Origin of the sequence: Streptomyces durhamensis, from assembly GCF_000725475.1 — a bacterium.
In the GTDB taxonomy this organism is placed as follows: Bacteria; Actinomycetota; Actinomycetes; order Streptomycetales; family Streptomycetaceae; genus Streptomyces; species Streptomyces filipinensis.
In genome coordinates, this window is record NZ_JNXR01000016.1 from 161,091 (window position 1) to 177,927 (window position 16,837).

A 16,837-nucleotide genomic window follows, 5' to 3' on the forward strand; every position below is an offset into this window, starting at 1 on the left:
TGGGCCTGTCGGCCGATCCGCCGTCGCCGCCGGTCCCGCGGGCGCCGAAGGGGCTGGTTCCAGCCACCCCCGCCGTATCCCAGCCGGCTCCCTGACATGGTGTTTTACAGTGGATGACGTCAGTTCTGGCGATCACACCTGTGAGGAATGCGCGAACATGCCGACTGAAACGCTTGAGTTTCAGGTGGAGGCCCGTCAGCTGCTGCAGCTGATGATCCACTCGGTCTACTCGAACAAGGACGTCTTCCTGCGGGAGCTCGTCTCCAACGCCTCCGACGCGCTGGACAAGCTGCGTCTGGAGAAGCTGCGGGACGACTCGCTGGACGCCGACGTGTCCGACCTGCACATCGACATCGACATCGACCGTGACGCCCGCACCCTCACCGTGCGGGACAACGGCATCGGGATGTCGTACGACGAGGTCGGGCAGCTCATCGGCACGATCGCCAACTCCGGCACCGCCACGTTCCTCCAGGAGCTGCGCGAGGCCAAGGACGCGGCCGGGGCCGAGGGGCTCATCGGGCAGTTCGGCGTCGGTTTCTACTCCGGCTTCATGGTGGCCGACGAGGTCACCCTGGTGACCCGGCGCGCCGGCGAGAGCCAGGGCACCCGCTGGACATCGCGCGGCGAGGACACCTACACGCTGGAGCCGGTCGACGACGCGCCGCAGGGCACCTCCGTCACGCTCCACCTGAAGCCCGCCGACCCGGAGAACCAGCTCCACGACTACACCTCCCCGTGGCAGATCAGGGAGATCGTCAAACGGTACTCGGACTTCATCACCTGGCCCATCCGGATGGTCCCGGAGCAGGGCGAGGGCGACGAGGCGCCCGGCGTCGAGACGCTGAACTCGATGAAGGCCCTGTGGGCGCGCCCGCGTGACGAGGTGTCCGACGACGAGTACCACGAGCTGTACAAGCACATCGGCCACGACTGGCGCGACCCGCTGGAGACGATCCGGCTCCAGGCCGAGGGCACCTTCGAGTACCAGGCCCTGCTGTTCCTCCCGGCGCACGCACCCCACGACCTGTTCACCCGGGACTTCCGGCGCGGTGTGCAGCTGTACGTCAGGCGCGTGTTCATCATGGACGACTGCGAGGCGCTGCTGCCGCCGTACCTCCGCTTCGTCAAGGGCGTCGTCGACGCGGCCGACCTCTCGCTCAACGTGTCCCGGGAGATCCTCCAGCAGGACCGCCACATCGAGATGATGCGGCGACGGCTGACGAAGAAGGTCCTGTCCACGGTCAAGGACATGATGACCAAGGACCAGGAACGCTACGCCACGTTCTGGCGGGAGTTCGGCACCGTCCTGAAGGAGGGGCTGGTCACCGACCCGGAGAACCGCGACGCCATCCTCGCCCTCGCGTCCTTCGCGAGCACGCACCACGACACCGAGCCGACCACGCTCAAGGGGTACGCGGAGCGGATGAAGGACGGCCAGGAGGACATCTACTACCTCGCCGGCGAGTCCCGGCAGAGCATCGAGAACTCCCCGCACATGGAGGCCTTCCGGGACCGGGGCATCGAGGTGCTCCTGCTCACCGACCCCGTCGACGAGGTGTGGGCCGACGCCGTCGGTGAGTACGAGGGCAGGAAGCTGCGGTCGGTCGCCAAGGGTCAGATCGACCTCGGCGCCAAGGACGAGGACAAGGGCGACGGCGAGCGCGAGCAGCGGACCGAGGACTACGCGGGGCTGCTCGGCTGGATGAAGGAGCAGCTGGACGAGGACATCAAGGAGGTGCGCCTGTCCTCCCGCCTCACCGTCTCCCCGGCCTGTGTGGTCTCCGACGCGGACGACCTGACCCCGGCGCTGGAGAACATGTACCGCGCGATGGGCCAGGAGGTGCCGCGTGCCAAGCGGATCCTGGAACTCAACCCGGACCACCAGCTGGTGAAGGGTCTGAACCAGGCCTACAAGGAGCGCGAGGACCACACGGAGCTGACCGAGACCGCCGAACTCCTCCACGGCCTGGCCGTGCTCGCCGAGGGCGGGCAGCCGAAGGACCCGGCCCGCTTCGTCAAGCTGATGGCCGACCGCCTGGAACGCGCCCTGTAGCGCTCCGCCCAGCCAGTCGCCGGCGGCCTGTCCCGGAGAACCGGGCGGGCCGCCGTCGGCGTAAGGTCCCGACGGCCAGGCCCCGGCGGCTGGACAAACACGGCCGCTGATCTAGACTGTTCATCCAGAGGTGGACAATCGGTCTAAGGCCTTGGTGGAAAGGCGGCTCCCCGTGGACGAGGCGGCAGCGGACAGGGCGGCCTCCGCCGAGGCCGACGAGCACCTCATCCGCGAGACCGAGAAGATCGCCGTAGCGCTGGGCCGGATGTTCCCGGGACTGTGCGAAGTCGTCCTGCACGACCTGCGGCAACCGCGGCATGCGATCCGGACGATCGAGAACAACCTCTCCGGCCGCCGGGTCGGCGACTCCGCCACGGAGCTGGGCCTGGCCCGCATCGAGGACCCCGACTACCCCAGCGTCATCCAGAACTACCCCAACCAGTTCCCCGACGGCCGCCCGGCCAAGAGCACCTCCATCGGCATCAAGAACGCCGCGGGGCAGTACATCGCGGCCCTCTGCCTGAACCTGGACGTCTCCGTCCTGTCCTCGGTGACCCTCGCGCTGTCCAACCTGATGGCCACGGAGACCGAGCACGGCGAGCAGTCCCTGGAGACCCTGCGCGACCGGAACACGCGGGAACTGCGCCGGGCGGTGCAGGCCCATGCCGCGGAACGCGCCGCGACACCCCGCTCACTGAGCCGGGAGGACAAGCGGACCCTCGTACGGCAGCTGCAGCGCGACGGCTACTTCGACTCCCGCGACGCCGCCCAGACCATCGCCGACCTGCTGGGCGTGTCCAGGGCCACCGTCTACAACTACGCCAAGTAGCCGGGGTACCTCATGACCACCGACCGTGCGGCGCGACGCGTCCGATCCTGACGAAGCGGGACTTCCCACCGTGAACACTCCTGTGAACACCCCGGCGACCCTGGCGGACCCGGACACCCCGTTCGCCGTCGTCGACGTCCACACGATGCGGCGCAACATCGCGCGGCTGAAGGACAGGGCCGACCGGCTCGGGGTCACGCTGCGCCCGCACGTGAAGACCGCCAAGAGCCTCGACGCCGCCGCCCACCTGGACTCCGGCACGCCCTGCCCGGTGACGGTCTCCACACTGGCGGAGGCCGAGGCGTTCGCCGACGGCGGCTACACCGACATCACCTACGCCGTGGGTGTCGAACCCCGCAAACTCCCGCGGATCATCGCCCTGTCGCGCCGCGGCGTCACCCTGCGCGTCCTGCTGGACAGTGCCGAACAGGCGGCGTTCGTCACCGACGCCTCCCGCCGGGCGGGCATCCCCCTGCCCGCCCAGATCGAGATCGACTGCGACGGCCACCGCGGCGGGATCAGGCCCGGCGATCCCACGCTTGTCGAGATCGGCCGTGTCCTGCACGACGCCGGCTGCCTGGACGGCGTCCTGACCCACGCGGGCGAGTCCTACTTCGCCCACACCGCCGAGGACCAGCGCCTCGCGGCGAAGAACGAACGTGACACCGCCGTCGCCGCCGCCGAACGGCTGCGCGCGGCCGGCCTGCCCGTGAACATCGTCAGCGTGGGCTCCACCCCCACCGCCCACGCCGCCGAGGACCTCACCGGCGTCACCGAACTGCGCGCCGGGAACTACGTCTTCTTCGACCTCGTCATGGCCGGCCTGGGGGTCTGCCGGATCGAGGACATCGCCCTGTCGGTGGTCGTGACGGTCATCGGTCACCGTCCCGAGCACGGGTGGATCATGACCGACGGCGGCTGGATGGCCATGTCACGCGACCGCGGGACCGCCGCCCAGGCGCAGGACCAGGGCTACGGCCTGGTCGCCGACCTCGCCGGCCGCCGCATTCCGGGCCTGGTCATGACGGCCGCGAGCCAGGAGCACGGCACCCTCACGGCCCGCGACGGCGCCGTGCTGCCCCGCCTGCCGGTGGGCACCCGTCTGCGTGTCCTTCCCAACCACGCCTGCGCCACGGCCGCCCAGCACCGCGGCTACCACATCGTCGACGGCACCCGCCCGGCCGGCCCGGCACCGGCGATCGAGGCGTTCTGGGAACGTGTCACCGGCTGGTGAGCACCGGCTGACTCCAGCAGACATCGCGGCCGTCATCTCCGACGGCATCCACACGGCCATCCAGTCAGGACACATCTCGGCACAGGTGCCCGAGGAGATCCGCGTGGAGCGCCCGCGGCACCGCGGACACGGTGACTACTCGACCAACGTCGCCCTGCAACTCGCCAGGTCCGCGGGCCTGTCCGCCCGCGCCGTCGCAGAGACGCTGGCGCCGCTGGTGAGCGCGGCGGCCGGAGTCGCGAAGGCCGAGGTCGCCGGCCCCGGTTTTCTGAACATCACGCTGGAGGCCGCGGCGATCGGCGCCCTGGCCCGGGACATCGTCCTGGCCGGCGACACCTACGGCCGCACCGACCGGCTGGGTGGCCTGCGGCTCAACCTGGAGTTCGTCTCCGCCAACCCCACCGGCCCCGTCCACATCGGCGGAGCCCGCTGGGCGGTCGTGGGCGACGTCCTGGCCCGGCTGCTGGAGGCCGCCGGCGCGGACGTGTCACGGGAGTACTACTTCAACGACGCCGGTGGACAGATCGACCGCTTCGTCCGCTCCCTGCTCGCCGCGGCGCACGGCGCGCCGGGGCCCGAGGACGGCTACGGCGGCGACTACATCGAGGACATCGCGGCCGCCGTACTGCGTCGGCGGCCCGACGCCCTGGGCCTGTCCGAGACCGAGGCGTCCGCCGTGTTCCGGGAGGTGGGCACGGAGCTGATGTTCGACGAGATCAAGACATCGCTCGCCGCGTTCGGCACCCGCTTCGACACCTACTTCAACGAGAAGGACCTGCACGACCGGGGCGACCTGGACGCCGCCGTCAGCCGGCTGCGTGACGGCGGCCACGTCTTCGAGGAGGAGGGCGCGCTATGGCTGCGCACCACGGACTTCGGTGACGACAAGGACCGGGTCCTGGTCAAGAGTGACGGCTCCTGGACGTACTTCACCGCGGACTGCGCGTACTACCTGAACAAGCGGTCCCGGGGCTTCGAACGGGTCGTCATCATGCTCGGTGCCGACCACGCCGGATACGTGGGCCGGATGCGGGCCATGGCGGCCTGTTTCGGTGACGATCCGGACCGGCACCTGGAGATCCTGATCGGCCAGCTGGTCAACCTGGTCAAGGACGGCACACCGGTCCGGATGAGCAAACGGGCGGGCACGGTCCTCACCCTGGACGACCTGACCGGGGCGGTCGGCGTCGACGCCGCGCGGTACGCGCTCGCCCGGGCCAGCGTGGACTCGATGATCGACCTGGACATCGACCTGCTGACCCGGCAGTCGAACGACAACCCGGTCTACTACGTCCAGTACGCGCACACCCGGCTGTGCGCCGTCCTGCGCAAGGCGGCGGAGGCAGGCATCGGGAAGGGTGCCCGGGAGGACTTCGACCCCGCCCTGCTCAGCCACGGGCGGGAGGTCGACCTGCTGGCCACGCTGGCCGAGTTCCCGCAGGTCGTGGCCACCGCGGCCACCCTGCGTGAGCCCCACCGGGTGGCGCACTACCTGGAGGCGCTGGCCGGCACGTACCACCGGTTCTACGATGCCTGCCGGGTTCTGCCGCGGGCCGGTGAGGTCCCGGACGACCGGACCCGGGCCCGGCTGTGGCTGACGGATGCGAGCAGGCTGGTCCTGCGCAACGGGCTGCGTCTGCTCGGCGTCTCGGCACCGGAACGGATGTAGACGCGCCCGCGTCCCGCCCTACGAGGTGGGCCGGAAGAGGCCCGCGACGGCATCGGACCCCGTCGCCGCGCGGGCCTCGACGAACCATTCCCGGCCGAGCAGCCACCCGAAGACAGGCGCGGGCAGACGCACCAGCACCCTCATCACGGGCGCGAGCCGCCCCGTGCCCAGCTGCGAACGGTGGGCGGCCAGAGCGGCCCGCTTCCGCGCGGCGAAGCGGCGGACATCGACCGTGTGTGTGATGGACGCGCGCGCCGTGTAGGACGTGCGCACCAGGTCCGGGTCGTACCGGAAGGGGATCCGCAGCAGGCGCACCAGCCTCACCAGGCGCTCGACCACATCGCGGGGCATGGTCGCCTCCAGCACACGGGGCACCCCGGCGAGCTCGGCCGCACGCCGGCCGACCTGATGCACCTTCACATGGTCGCGGTGGCCGTATCCGCCGCGTGCGTCGTAGCTGAGGAGCAGGCCCGCGCCTTCCTCGCGGAGGACGGCGGCCAGCCGTCCGGCCGCTTCCTCCGTATCCGCCCGGACGAAGAGTGCCCGGTCCGGCGGATCCGGATGGAGGATCGCGCCGTGGCCGCTGTTCGCATACCCCAGATGCACCACGCGCCGGGCGCCCAACACCGCGGCAGCAGCGCGTAGTTCCGCCAGGCGCGGCGTCTCTCCGTCCGGCGCGGCGTCCATGAGGCCGTCCGTGGCGACCACGATCACCACGCGGTGCCCCTCGGCCGCGGCGCGCGCGAGCGTGCCACCCGTCAGCAACACCTCGTCGTCCGGATGGGCGTGAAAGGCCACGACGGTTGTCATGGGCCCATACTGGCCCACGGCACACGGCCGGCGGCAGCGAGCGCCCCGGCGCGCGGTGCGGGTTCGGCCAGGCACGGCGACTCCACTACCGTGCTGTCGCATGAGCAAGTGGCTGCCGCTGTCCGCGGTCCCCAGGCTGGCCTGCGCGGTGGTCGTCGGAACGGCGGTCGGTGCCGTCGTCGGCTCGGCGACGCGCCGCGAGATGGGCATCCTTTCCGGCACCGCGGCGACGGAAGCCGTGTTCGTCGTGGCCGGCTGGCTGGTGCTGTGGCCGATGGACGCCGCCGCGACCCACCGCAACGCCCGGCGTGAGGATCTGCGGCCCGTCCTGGAAGAGCTGGCGGTGGTGGCCACCTCGCTCGGCGGGCTGGTCGGGATCGTGCTGCTGCTCCTCCTGAACGGTTCACGGACCGGTCATGCCGCCGCGCTGACCGCGCTCGCCGGTGTGTTCCTGGCATGGGCGGCGCTGCATCTGATGTACGCCGCCCGCTACGCCCACATCTACTACGACGCCTCCGCCGGCGGGATCGACTTCAACTCCGATCTGCCGCCCACCTACCGGGACTTCCTCTACTTCAGCTACAACCTCGGCATGACCTACCAGGTCTCCGACACCGCCGTATCCAGCCCGGTGATCCGCGCGATGGCGCTGCGGCACACACTGCTGTCCTATGTGTTCGGCGCCGGCATCCTGGCCACCACCCTCAACCTGGTCGCGAGCATGATCACCAGCTGACCTGCCCGGGTGGCCCGGAGGTGGTGATCGCCGCTGTCCGGCGCTCGGGCAACTGCGCCGGGCGCAGGAAGACGGAATTCGTCTCCACCACCACTATCGGCCACAGCGGGCGGACGTGTCTGGCGGGTACGACCGCTGCGAGTACCCACGAATGTCACAGGCCCGTGCCACCCGATCCGGGGCGAGATCCCCGCCTTCCTGCACGACCACAGGGGTGACTGTCCGAGTCACCGGCGGAGCAGCCCCCTTGGTGCTCACGGTCCTGTCCGAATCTGGCCAGCGCCGAGACCGGTCGATCGCCTAGAACAGGGACATGACGACTTACTCGGCCGTGGTCACCACCGGCATCTACTGCCGGCCGGGCTGCGGGACGAAGCCGCGGGCGGAGAACGTGCGCACGTTCGCACACCCAGCGGTGGCCGAGGCCCACGGTTTCCGGGCGTGTCTGCGGTGCCGGCCGTACCGGGTGGCCGGACCGATCGCCGCGGACGCGCCCGAACTGCTCTGCAGAGCCGTTCAGTTGATCATCGCGGGAGCGCTGGACACGGGTACCGAGGCCGCGCTGGGCGCCCGCCTCGCCGTGTCGCCCCGGCATCTTCGCCGGCTGTTCACCCAGCACCTCGGGGTGACCCCGGACCAGCTCGCCCGCTCGCGCCGCGCGCACTTCGCGCGCCGCCTGCTGGACGACACGGATCTGCCGGTGGCCGACGTGGCGTTCGCCTCCGGATTCGGCAGCGTACGGCAGTTCAACCGGGACATGCGGTTGGTGTTCCGGGCCGCGCCGCTGGAACTGCGCAGCCGGCGGCGGCGCGCGGACCGGCTCGTGGCGGACGGCGGGCTGGTGATGCGGCTGCCGTTCGCACCGCCACTGCACTGGCCGGCACTGCTCGCGGCCCTGGCCGAACGGGCCGTACCCGGCGTGGAGTCGGTGCGGGAGGACGGGTACCGGCGCACCATCAGCCTGGACGGCGAGGCCGGGCTGCTGGAGGTGCGCCCCGGCGGAGCGGACCATCTGCTGCTGCGGGCCCATCTGCCGTTCTGGGAAGGGCTGATCCATGTCGTCGAACGGGCCGGCCGGATCTTCGGCGTGGCCGCGGACATCGCCCCGGCGCAGACCGCCCTCGCCGGTGACCCGCTGATCGGCCCGCTGATCGCGGCCCGACCGGGGCTGCGGGTGCCCGGCGCCTGGGGAGCCTTCGAGATCGCCGTGGACGCCGTGCTCGCCCAGTACGCCGCCCGGCCACGGGCGCGGGAGCAGATGGCCGCGTTGGTCGGGGCCGCCGGACAGCCGGTTCCCGGGCTCGGCCACGGCCTGACCCACCTCTTCCCGTCCGCCGCGACAGTGGCCGCGGCCGACCTGCGGAGCGCCGGAATCCCGCGGGACACGGCGGACACGCTCGGCGCCCTGGCCCGCGCCGCCGCACAGGACGAGACGCTGCTCGACGGCGCCTCGCCCCTGGCGGACTTCGTGCGTGCCGTGGGATCCGTCCCCGGCGTCACCGAGGACACCGCACACCGGATCGCGCTGCGACTGGGCTACGACGACGCCTTCCCGGCCGTAGCGCGCATCACACGGACACCGGGCGAGGACAGCGCCGGGGCCGCCGCCGCGTGGCGCCCCTGGCGTGCCTTCGCCGCGACCCACTTGGCCGTGGCGCAGCTGCCCACGGTGCCCGCCTGACCGAACCGACCCGACAGCCATCCGTACCGAAGGGATCGAACATGCAGACCGCCCAGAGAGAACGGGCCGACGTCCTGCGTGCATTGCACGCACCCTCCGAGGGGCGCGCACTGGTGCTGCCCAACGCGTGGGACGCCGCGAGCGCGGCGCTCATCGCCCAGGCGGGTGCCCGGGCGATCGCGACGACCAGCGGAGGCGTCGCCTGGTCGGCCGGACGACCCGACGGCCACGGCCTGACACGGGAGGAGATGGCCGCGGCCGTACGGCGGATCGCCGACGCGGTCGACGTGCCGGTGAGCGCCGACATCGAGGGCGGTTACGGACCCGCCGCCGACGACGTCGCGGCCACCGTCCGCGCGGTGATCGCGGCCGGCGCGGTCGGTGTCAACCTTGAGGACTCGCAGGCTCCGGGCGGTCCGCTGTACGAGGTGCCCGCCCAGGCCTCACGCGTGCGCGCGGCCCGTGCCGCCGCGGAGGAAGCGGGGTTGGCCGGTCTGTGGATCAACGCACGCACGGATGTGTTCCTGTTCGGCATCGGCGCCGCGCAGGACCGCGTGGAACATGTGCTGACCCGGGCCGCGGTCTACGCCGAGGCGGGCGCCGACAGCCTGTTCGTCCCCGGCCTCGTCGACCTGGACACGGTGGCCGAACTGGTCCGCCGCAGCCCCCTGCCGGTCAACGTCATGACGGGTCCGGGCGCGCCACCGGTGAAGGCGTTCGAGGCGGTCGGCGTCCGCCGCGTCAGCGTGGGCACGGCGCTCGCCCAGACGGCGTACGGCACCGTCCAGCGGGCCGCCGCCGAACTGCTGGACGCGGGCACCTACGACGCGATGACGGGGGCGGCCGACTTCGGCACCGTGAACAACGCCGTCACCGGACGTACCGGCTGATCCTCCTGGTTCAGGTGCCAAATGGCGATTTCATGCGACGGTTAAGGATTGCTGCGGGATTCGTAATGCCGTGCGCGCTTCCCGCGGATCAGCGGGCAGGGGCTGCAGGGTGTGGGAGTGCGGCCGACCGGCCGCCTGTGCGCAATCCCTGTGAAGGGGGACCTCGTGTCCGCTTCTTCTTCCGTCCGTCGTACGACCGCCGTCGCAGCCGCTGCCACCGCCCTGGTGGGTGCCGTGACGCTCCCGGCAGCGGCTGCCGGACACCGGCCGGTCCGTCCGCACGCCGTGGTGTTCATCAGCGGCGTGCAGCACGACCGGCTGGTCCGCAACGACCGTTCCCCCCGCTCGCTGAACGAGCAGTGGGTGGACATCACGAACGACTCCCGCCGGCCCGTGAGCCTGGACAACTGGACGCTGACCGACCGGGACGGCCACGTCTACACCTTCTCTCACACGCGGCTCGCCGGCCGGGCCACCGTCCGCGTGCACACCGGTGCCGGGCGGGACACCAGGACGGACCTCTACCAGGACCGCCGCACCCGTGTGTGGGACGTCAACTCCGACACCGCCACCCTGCGCGACGCCCGCGGCCGCTTCGTCGACTCCGTGTCCTGGGGCCACGACCGCCACGATGGGACCACCGACCGCCGCGACGCAGCCGCCCGGCACCAGGCCGACCCTCACCGCGGCCTCGACGGCCGCCGCCACGGTCTCGACGGTCACCGTGGCCTCGACGGTCACCACCACGCTCTCGACGGTCACCACGACCGCGGCCACCGCCACTGACCCGCCCGCCCGCACCCCCGCGAGCCCAGCCCCTGCTCACACCCGCCTTCCGTGCCCTGTGCGGTGCGCTTAACCCCTGATGATCAGGGTCGGAGACACCCACGTAACGAGCGATTCGTACGGTCACAGAAGGCGGGAACAGGTCGAGCACAGTAAGAGGGGAGGCGCCCGTGGCCGCGCCGGGCTCGCGGAGCGAGGGCACGACGAGGGTGCGGACGGTCTGCTCGTACTGCGGGGTGGGCTGCGGCCTGGTCCTCGACGTCGGCAGGGGGCCGGACGGGCGGCGTACGGTCCTGAAGGCGTCCGGGGACAAGCAGCACCCGGCGAACTTCGGCAGGCTGTGCACCAAGGGCGCGACCACCGCGGACATGCTCGCCGCGCCGGGCCGGCTGACCACGGCCCTGGTCCGGCCCGAGAGGGGCGAGGAACCGGTCCCGACGGGCGTGGACACGGCGGTCACCGAGACGGCCCGGCGGCTGCGGGCGATCGTCGACGAACACGGGCCGGACGCGATCGCCTTCTACGTCTCCGGTCAGATGAGCCTTGAGGCGCAGTACCTGGCGAACAAGCTGGCCAAGGGGTTCGTGCGGACCAACCAGATCGAGTCGAACTCGCGGTTGTGCATGGCCGCCGCGGGGACCGGTTACAAGCTGTCGCTCGGGGCCGACGGGCCTCCGGGGTCGTACCAGGACCTCGACAAGGCGGATCTCTTCTTCGTGATCGGCTCCAACATGGCCGACTGTCACCCGATCCTCTTCCTGCGCATGATGGACCGGGTGAAGTCGGCGGGGGCCAGGCTGATCGTCGTCGACCCCCGCCGCACCGCCACCGCCGAGAAGGCCGACCTCTTCTTGCAGATCAAGCCGGGCACCGATCTGGCCCTGCTGAACGGGCTGTTGCACCTGCTGCACGAGAACGGCCACACGGACGCCGACTTCGTCGCCCGCCACACCGAGGGCTGGGACGAGATGCCCGCCTTCCTCGCCGACTACCCGCCCGCCGCCGTCGCCGAGATCACCGGCCTCGCCGAGGACGACATCCGCGAGGCGGCCCGGCTGATCGGCGAGGCGGGGGAGTGGACCAGTTGCTGGACCATGGGCCTCAACCAGTCCACGCACGGCACCTGGAACACCAACGCCCTGGTCAATCTGCATCTCGCCACCGGCGCCATCTGCCGGCCCGGCAGCGGGCCCTTCTCCCTCACCGGCCAGCCCAACGCCATGGGCGGCCGCGAGATGGGCTACATGGGACCCGGGCTGCCGGGCCAGCGCTCGGTGCTCGTCGGCGAGGAGCGGGCGTTCGTGGAGGAGCTGTGGGAGCTGGAGCCCGGCAGCATCCGCGCGGACGGGGTCGGCAAGGGCACGATCGAGATGTTCCGCAGGATGGCCGACGGCGACATCAAGGCCTGCTGGATCATCTGCACCAACCCCGTCGCCTCCGTCGCCAACCGCAGGACGGTCATCGAGGGTCTGGAGGCGGCCGAGTTCGTCGTCACCCAGGACGTCTTCGCGGAGACGGAGACGAACGCGTACGCCGACGTGGTCCTGCCCGGCGCGCTGTGGACCGAGACCGAGGGCGTCCTGATCAACAGCGAACGCAACCTCACCCTGGCCCGGCCGGCCGCGGATCCGCCCGGCGAGGCGACGGCGGACTGGCGGATCATCGCCGCCGTGGCCCGCGCGATGGGCTACGACAAGGGCTTCTCGTACGGCAGCGCCGAGGAGGTCTTCGAGGAGATCAAGCGTGCCTGGAACCCGGCGACCGGCTGGGACCTGCGCGGTGTGAGCTACGAGCGGCTGCGCAAGACGCCCGTGCAGTGGCCGGCGGCCGGCGCCGACGGCCCCGACCGCAACCCCGTCCGGTACGTCGGTGAGGACGGCTCGCCGGCCTTCCCGACGGCAAGCGGACGCGCGGTCTTCCACGCCCGCCCGCACATCCCGCCGGCGGAGATGCCCGACGACGACTACCCGTACGTCCTCAACACCGGCCGCCTCCAGCACCAGTGGCACACCCTGACCAAGACGGCCAAGGTGGCCAAGCTCAACAAGCTCGCCCCCGGCCCCTTCGTGGAGGTGCACCCGCAGGACGCGGCCCGGCTCGGACTCACCGACGGGGACTCGGTGGAGGTCGCCTCACGGCGCGGACGTGCCGTGCTGCCGGCGGTCGTCACGGACCGGGTGCGGCCGGGCTGCTGTTTCGCGCCGTTCCACTGGAACGACCTGTTCGGTGAGTATCTGAGCGTCAACGCGGTGACCAGCGACGCCGTCGACCCGCTGTCGTTCCAGCCCGAGTTCAAGGTGTGCGCGGTGTCGCTGACCAAGGTGGCCACTCCGGTGACGGTACGGGCACCGGCCCTGGCGGGCGCCGTGGTCACGACGCCGGCGGCGGAGGGCCCCACCGCGTCACCCGCCGCCCTTCCCGCCCCGTCGGCTCTCCCCCCGTCCGCCGCCGGCCCGTTCGGCCTGGAACCCGCCCCGCCACCGGTCCTGGCCGCGCACGAACGCCGCTATCTGACCGGCTTCCTCGCCGGCATCCCCGCCGGTTTCCCCGGCGTACCGGTGCTGCCGCCGGACGCCCCGTTCAGCCCGGAGCACGCCCTGTGGGTGAACGGCGTACTGGCCGGGATGTACTCCAGGACCGAGGCGCCGCATCCCACCGCGCACGGCCATGCCGCATCCCCGCGATCGTCCGCTGCGTCCCCGGACGCCACGCGCCGCCAGGTCGTGATCCTCTGGGCGTCACAGACCGGGAACGCGGAGGAGTTCGCGGCCACCGCGGTGGAGCGCCTCAGCGCTGACGGCCATCCCGCCGCCCTCCTGCCCATGGAGGAGGCGGACCCGGCCGCGCTGCCGCCCGACGCCGACCTGCTGCTGATCACGAGCACCTTCGGCGACGGCGACGCCCCGGACAACGGCGCCGGATTCTGGGACGCCCTCGCCGCGCCCGAGGCACCCCGCCTGGAGGGCAGGCGCTACGCCGTCCTGGCCTTCGGCGACTCCTCCTACGACGACTTCTGCGGCCACGGCCGGCGTCTCGACCGGCGCTTGGAGGAGCTGGAGGCGGTACGGCTGGCACCGCGCACCGACTGCGAACCGGACTACGAGACCGCCGCCGGGGCCTGGCTGGAGCAGATAAGCACCGCGTTGGAGCCCACGAAGCCACCGCCCCCCGCCCCTGCCCCCGCCCCTGCCGCCGCCCCGGCCCCCGCGTCCGCCACGCCGCCCCGGCCGAACCGTCCCGCCCCCGTCACCGCCCGCCTCACCGGCAACCGCCTGCTCAGCATGCCCGGCGCGGGCAAGGAAGTCCGGCGCTTCACCTTCGACACCCGTGACAGTGACACGCCGCTCGCCTACGAGGCCGGGGACGCCCTGGCGGTGCACCCGGTCAACCGGCCGGAGCTCGTGGCGGAGTGGCTGGCCGTCACCGGCCTGGACGCGGACGCGAGCGTGCGGACCAGGAGCGCGGGGGACGTGCCGTTCGCCGAGGCCCTGCTGCGCCACCTGGACATCACCCGCATCACTCCCGACCTGCTGCGCTTCGTCGCCGGCCGCGCCCGTGACCCGCGCGAGCTGCGGAAGCTGCTGCGGCCGGACAACAAGGGCGAGCTGGCGCAGTGGTCCTGGGGACGCCAGGCCGTCGACGTGGCCACCGAGTTCGGCATCCGTGCCGCGGCCCAGGACTGGGCCGACGTGCTGGGCCGGCTGCAACCCCGCCTGTACTCCATATCCTCCAGCCCGCTGACGGACCCCCACCTGGTGTCGCTGACGGTTTCCGTCATCCGCTACGAGAACCTGGCCGGCCGCCCCCGCCAGGGCGTGTGCTCGCCCTTCCTCGCCGACGCCGAGCCGGGCACACCGGTGCCGGTCCGTGTCCAGCGGGCCCCGCACTTCCGCCCGCCCGCCGACCCGGCCACACCCGCGGTGATGGTGGGCCCCGGTACCGGTGTCGCGCCCTTCATCGGATTCCTGGAGGAACGCCGGGCCCGCGGCCACCGCGCCCCGAACTGGCTGTTCTTCGGCGAACAGCACCGCGCGACGGACTTCTACTACGAGGAGGAGCTGACCGGGTTCCTGGCCGAGCGCACGCTCACCCGCCTGGACACCGCCTTCTCCCGTGACCAGCGCGCCAAGGTCTACGTCCAGGACCGCATGCGCGAACACGGTCCGCTGCTGTGGTCCTGGCTCAAGGACGGCGCCCACTTCTACGTCTGCGGCGACGCCTCCCGCATGGCCAAGGACGTGGACCGGGCCCTGCGGGACATCGCCGTCGTCCACGGCGGCCTGGACGAGGCGGAGGCGGCGGCCTACGTCAAGCAACTCGCCGCCGACAAGCGCTATGCGCGGGACGTGTACTGACCACGGCCGGCCCCCGGTCACCGGGCGCGCCTGCGTGATCGCTTCGGAGGCCCGCAGGGCGACGTCCGCCGCCTCGCGGAGATCGGCCGGTACGGCACGGACCTGGACGCCCGCCGCACGCAGCGGTGCGCCGCGTGTTCCGCGAGCGGCCTGTCGCCGTCCAGGCGATCCGGAGGGGGCTCAGGTCTGCCGGGCGTGTACCGGGTCGTTGGCGACCTCGTCGGGACACTTCCGGTGCCGTGAACGCGCGTGCCGGTCGCGCTGCCGGTCGAACGTCGCCAGAGCCAGCGACGCCGCCATGCCGACGAGGGCGGCGCCCAGCGCGGTGACGAGGGCGGCGCGGTAGTCGCCGCCGTTGCCGAGCACCAGGTAGAAGAGGCCGGGCAGCGCGGCCGTCCCCACCGCCGCACCGAGCCGCTGCCCGGTCTGCAGGGCGCCGCCCGCCGCGCCCGCCATGCGCACCGGCACATCCTGCAGGGTCATGGTGATGTTGGGGGAGACGACGAAGCCGCCGCCGATGCCGCCGAGGAACAGGACGGGGGCGGCCACCCACCAAGCGGTGCCGAGCGGTGCGAAGCGGAGCAGCAGCGCGGTTCCGCCCAGGCCGGCGATCACCGCCGTGAGCCCGCACACGGTGAGCAGGCGGCCGAACCGGTCCACCAGCCGGCCCGCGACCACGGCCGCGCTCGCCGAGCCGAGGGCGAACGGGGTCACCGCGAGGCCGGAGCGGAGCGGGGAGTAGCCGAGGCCGTGCTGGTAGAAGAGGGCGAAGACCAGCCAGACGCCGCTGAAGCCGATGAAGTACAGCGTGCCCACGCCGGCGCCTACGGCGTAGCCGCGCACGGTGGTGAACAGGCGCGGGTCGAGCAGCGGCTGCGTACCGCGGGCGACGAGGCGGCGCTGCCACCAGGTGAAGACGGCGAGCACCGCGCCGCCGACGGGGAACAGCCACCACAGACCGCCGAGGCCGCCGGAGTCCGCCTGGACCAGCGGGTACATCAGTGCCAGCACGCCGAGACCGAGCAGCAGCACGCCGGGTACGTCCACCCGGCCCCGCCCGGACCGCCGGGTGCGCGGCAGCAGACGACGGCCGAGGAGGACGGCGAGGATGCCGATGGGGACGTTGACGTAGAAGATCCACCGCCAGCCCTGCTCGCCGGAGGCGAGGGCCAGGACGGCGCCGCCGGTCAGGGGCCCGGCGGCGGACGAGATGCCCACGGTGGTGCCGAAGAATCCGAAGGCCCGGCCGCGTTCGGCGCCCCGGAACATCTGCTGGATCAGCGCGGAGTTCTGGGGCGCCATGAAGCCGGCCGCCAGGCCCTGGGCGAGGCGGGCCGCCACCAGCAGCGTGATGTCGGGGGCCGCTCCGCACGCCGCGCTGAAGACCACGAAGCCGCCGAGGGCGAGCAGGAAGATACGGCGCCGGTCCAGGGCGTCGCCGAGCCGGCCGGCGGTGACCAGCGCGAGGGCGAAGGTGAGGGCGTATCCGGAGACCACCCACTGGACCTGTGCCGGGGAGGCGTGCAGGTCCCGTTGGACGGTGGGCAGGGCGACCGCCACGATCGTGACGTCCAGCAGGCTCATGAAGCCGGCCACCAGGGTCACCCACAGGGCCCGCCACCGTTGCGGATCCGGTGCGGACCCGTCCTGTCGGGTGTCCGGGCCCCGACCGCTCGCGGCTGACGCTGTCACAGGGGCTCCTCTCACCGGGCCGGCCCCCGGATCACCGGGACCGTACCCGGTCGAACCAAGTTCCCGTGCCGAGGCGTGACCACACCTCCCGGACCGCGA

Annotated in this window: 11 protein-coding genes; 9 read left to right on the forward strand and 2 right to left on the reverse strand. The window is 72.2% G+C overall.

The annotated features are described in order from the left end of the window. Window positions 1-157: 157 nt before the first annotated feature. The 4 genes from htpG to argS all read left to right on the forward strand — a co-directional run bounded on the left by htpG (window position 158) and on the right by argS (window position 5,788). Window positions 158-2,056 (forward strand): molecular chaperone HtpG, encoded by a 1,899-nt coding sequence (gene htpG / locus IO33_RS0125135; RefSeq protein WP_031168840.1) that lies wholly within the window; start codon window positions 158-160, stop codon window positions 2,054-2,056. 172 nt (window positions 2,057-2,228) lie between these two features. Then, window positions 2,229-2,885, forward strand: coding sequence for a helix-turn-helix transcriptional regulator (locus tag IO33_RS0125140; protein ID WP_031168842.1), 657 nt, complete (start codon window positions 2,229-2,231; stop codon window positions 2,883-2,885). 70 nt (window positions 2,886-2,955) lie between these two features. Then, a complete protein-coding gene (locus IO33_RS0125145) occupies window positions 2,956-4,119 on the forward strand; it encodes a DSD1 family PLP-dependent enzyme (RefSeq protein WP_031168844.1) in 1,164 nt (387 codons plus the stop codon). Continuing rightward, window positions 4,103-5,788: an arginine--tRNA ligase gene (gene argS / locus IO33_RS0125150; RefSeq protein ID WP_245235881.1), complete on the forward strand. Its 1,686-nt coding sequence runs from the start codon at window positions 4,103-4,105 to the stop codon at window positions 5,786-5,788. The genes IO33_RS0125145 and argS overlap by 17 nt, the downstream gene beginning before the upstream one ends. Before the next feature lie 18 nt (window positions 5,789-5,806). On the opposite strand, the gene IO33_RS0125155 is transcribed toward argS, so the two are convergent. Next, entirely contained in the window at window positions 5,807-6,598 is a 792-nt protein-coding gene (locus tag IO33_RS0125155) for a PIG-L deacetylase family protein (RefSeq protein WP_031168848.1), read from the reverse strand. Window positions 6,599-6,698: 100 nt separating this feature from the next. On the opposite strand from IO33_RS0125155, the gene IO33_RS0125160 reads away from it, so the two are divergent. The 5 genes from IO33_RS0125160 (at window position 6,699) to IO33_RS0125180 (ending at window position 15,046) form a co-directional block, all read left to right on the forward strand. Continuing rightward, window positions 6,699-7,334 carry a DUF1345 domain-containing protein gene (locus tag IO33_RS0125160; RefSeq protein ID WP_031168850.1) on the forward strand — a complete coding sequence of 212 codons (636 nt, stop codon included), beginning with the start codon at window positions 6,699-6,701 and terminating at the stop codon, window positions 7,332-7,334. 313 nt (window positions 7,335-7,647) lie between these two features. After that, window positions 7,648-9,015, forward strand: a complete 1,368-nt coding sequence (locus IO33_RS0125165) for a bifunctional transcriptional activator/DNA repair enzyme AdaA (protein ID WP_031168852.1) — start codon at window positions 7,648-7,650, stop codon at window positions 9,013-9,015. Window positions 9,016-9,056: 41 nt separating this feature from the next. Then, window positions 9,057-9,905, forward strand: coding sequence for an isocitrate lyase/PEP mutase family protein (locus IO33_RS0125170; RefSeq protein WP_031168854.1), 849 nt, complete (start codon window positions 9,057-9,059; stop codon window positions 9,903-9,905). Window positions 9,906-10,070: 165 nt separating this feature from the next. After that, complete coding sequence (locus tag IO33_RS44485) at window positions 10,071-10,691, forward strand: lamin tail domain-containing protein (RefSeq protein ID WP_063765784.1); 621 nt, start codon at window positions 10,071-10,073, stop codon at window positions 10,689-10,691. Between the two features lie 170 nt (window positions 10,692-10,861). After that, complete coding sequence (locus IO33_RS0125180; protein WP_031168858.1) at window positions 10,862-15,046, forward strand: bifunctional nitrate reductase/sulfite reductase flavoprotein subunit alpha; 4,185 nt, start codon at window positions 10,862-10,864, stop codon at window positions 15,044-15,046. A 180-nt stretch (window positions 15,047-15,226) separates the two neighbouring features. On the opposite strand, the gene IO33_RS0125185 is transcribed toward IO33_RS0125180, so the two are convergent. Next, on the reverse strand, window positions 15,227-16,738 hold the full coding sequence (locus IO33_RS0125185; protein ID WP_031168860.1) for an MFS transporter: 1,512 nt from the start codon (window positions 16,736-16,738) through the stop codon (window positions 15,227-15,229). Window positions 16,739-16,837 lie beyond the last annotated feature (99 nt).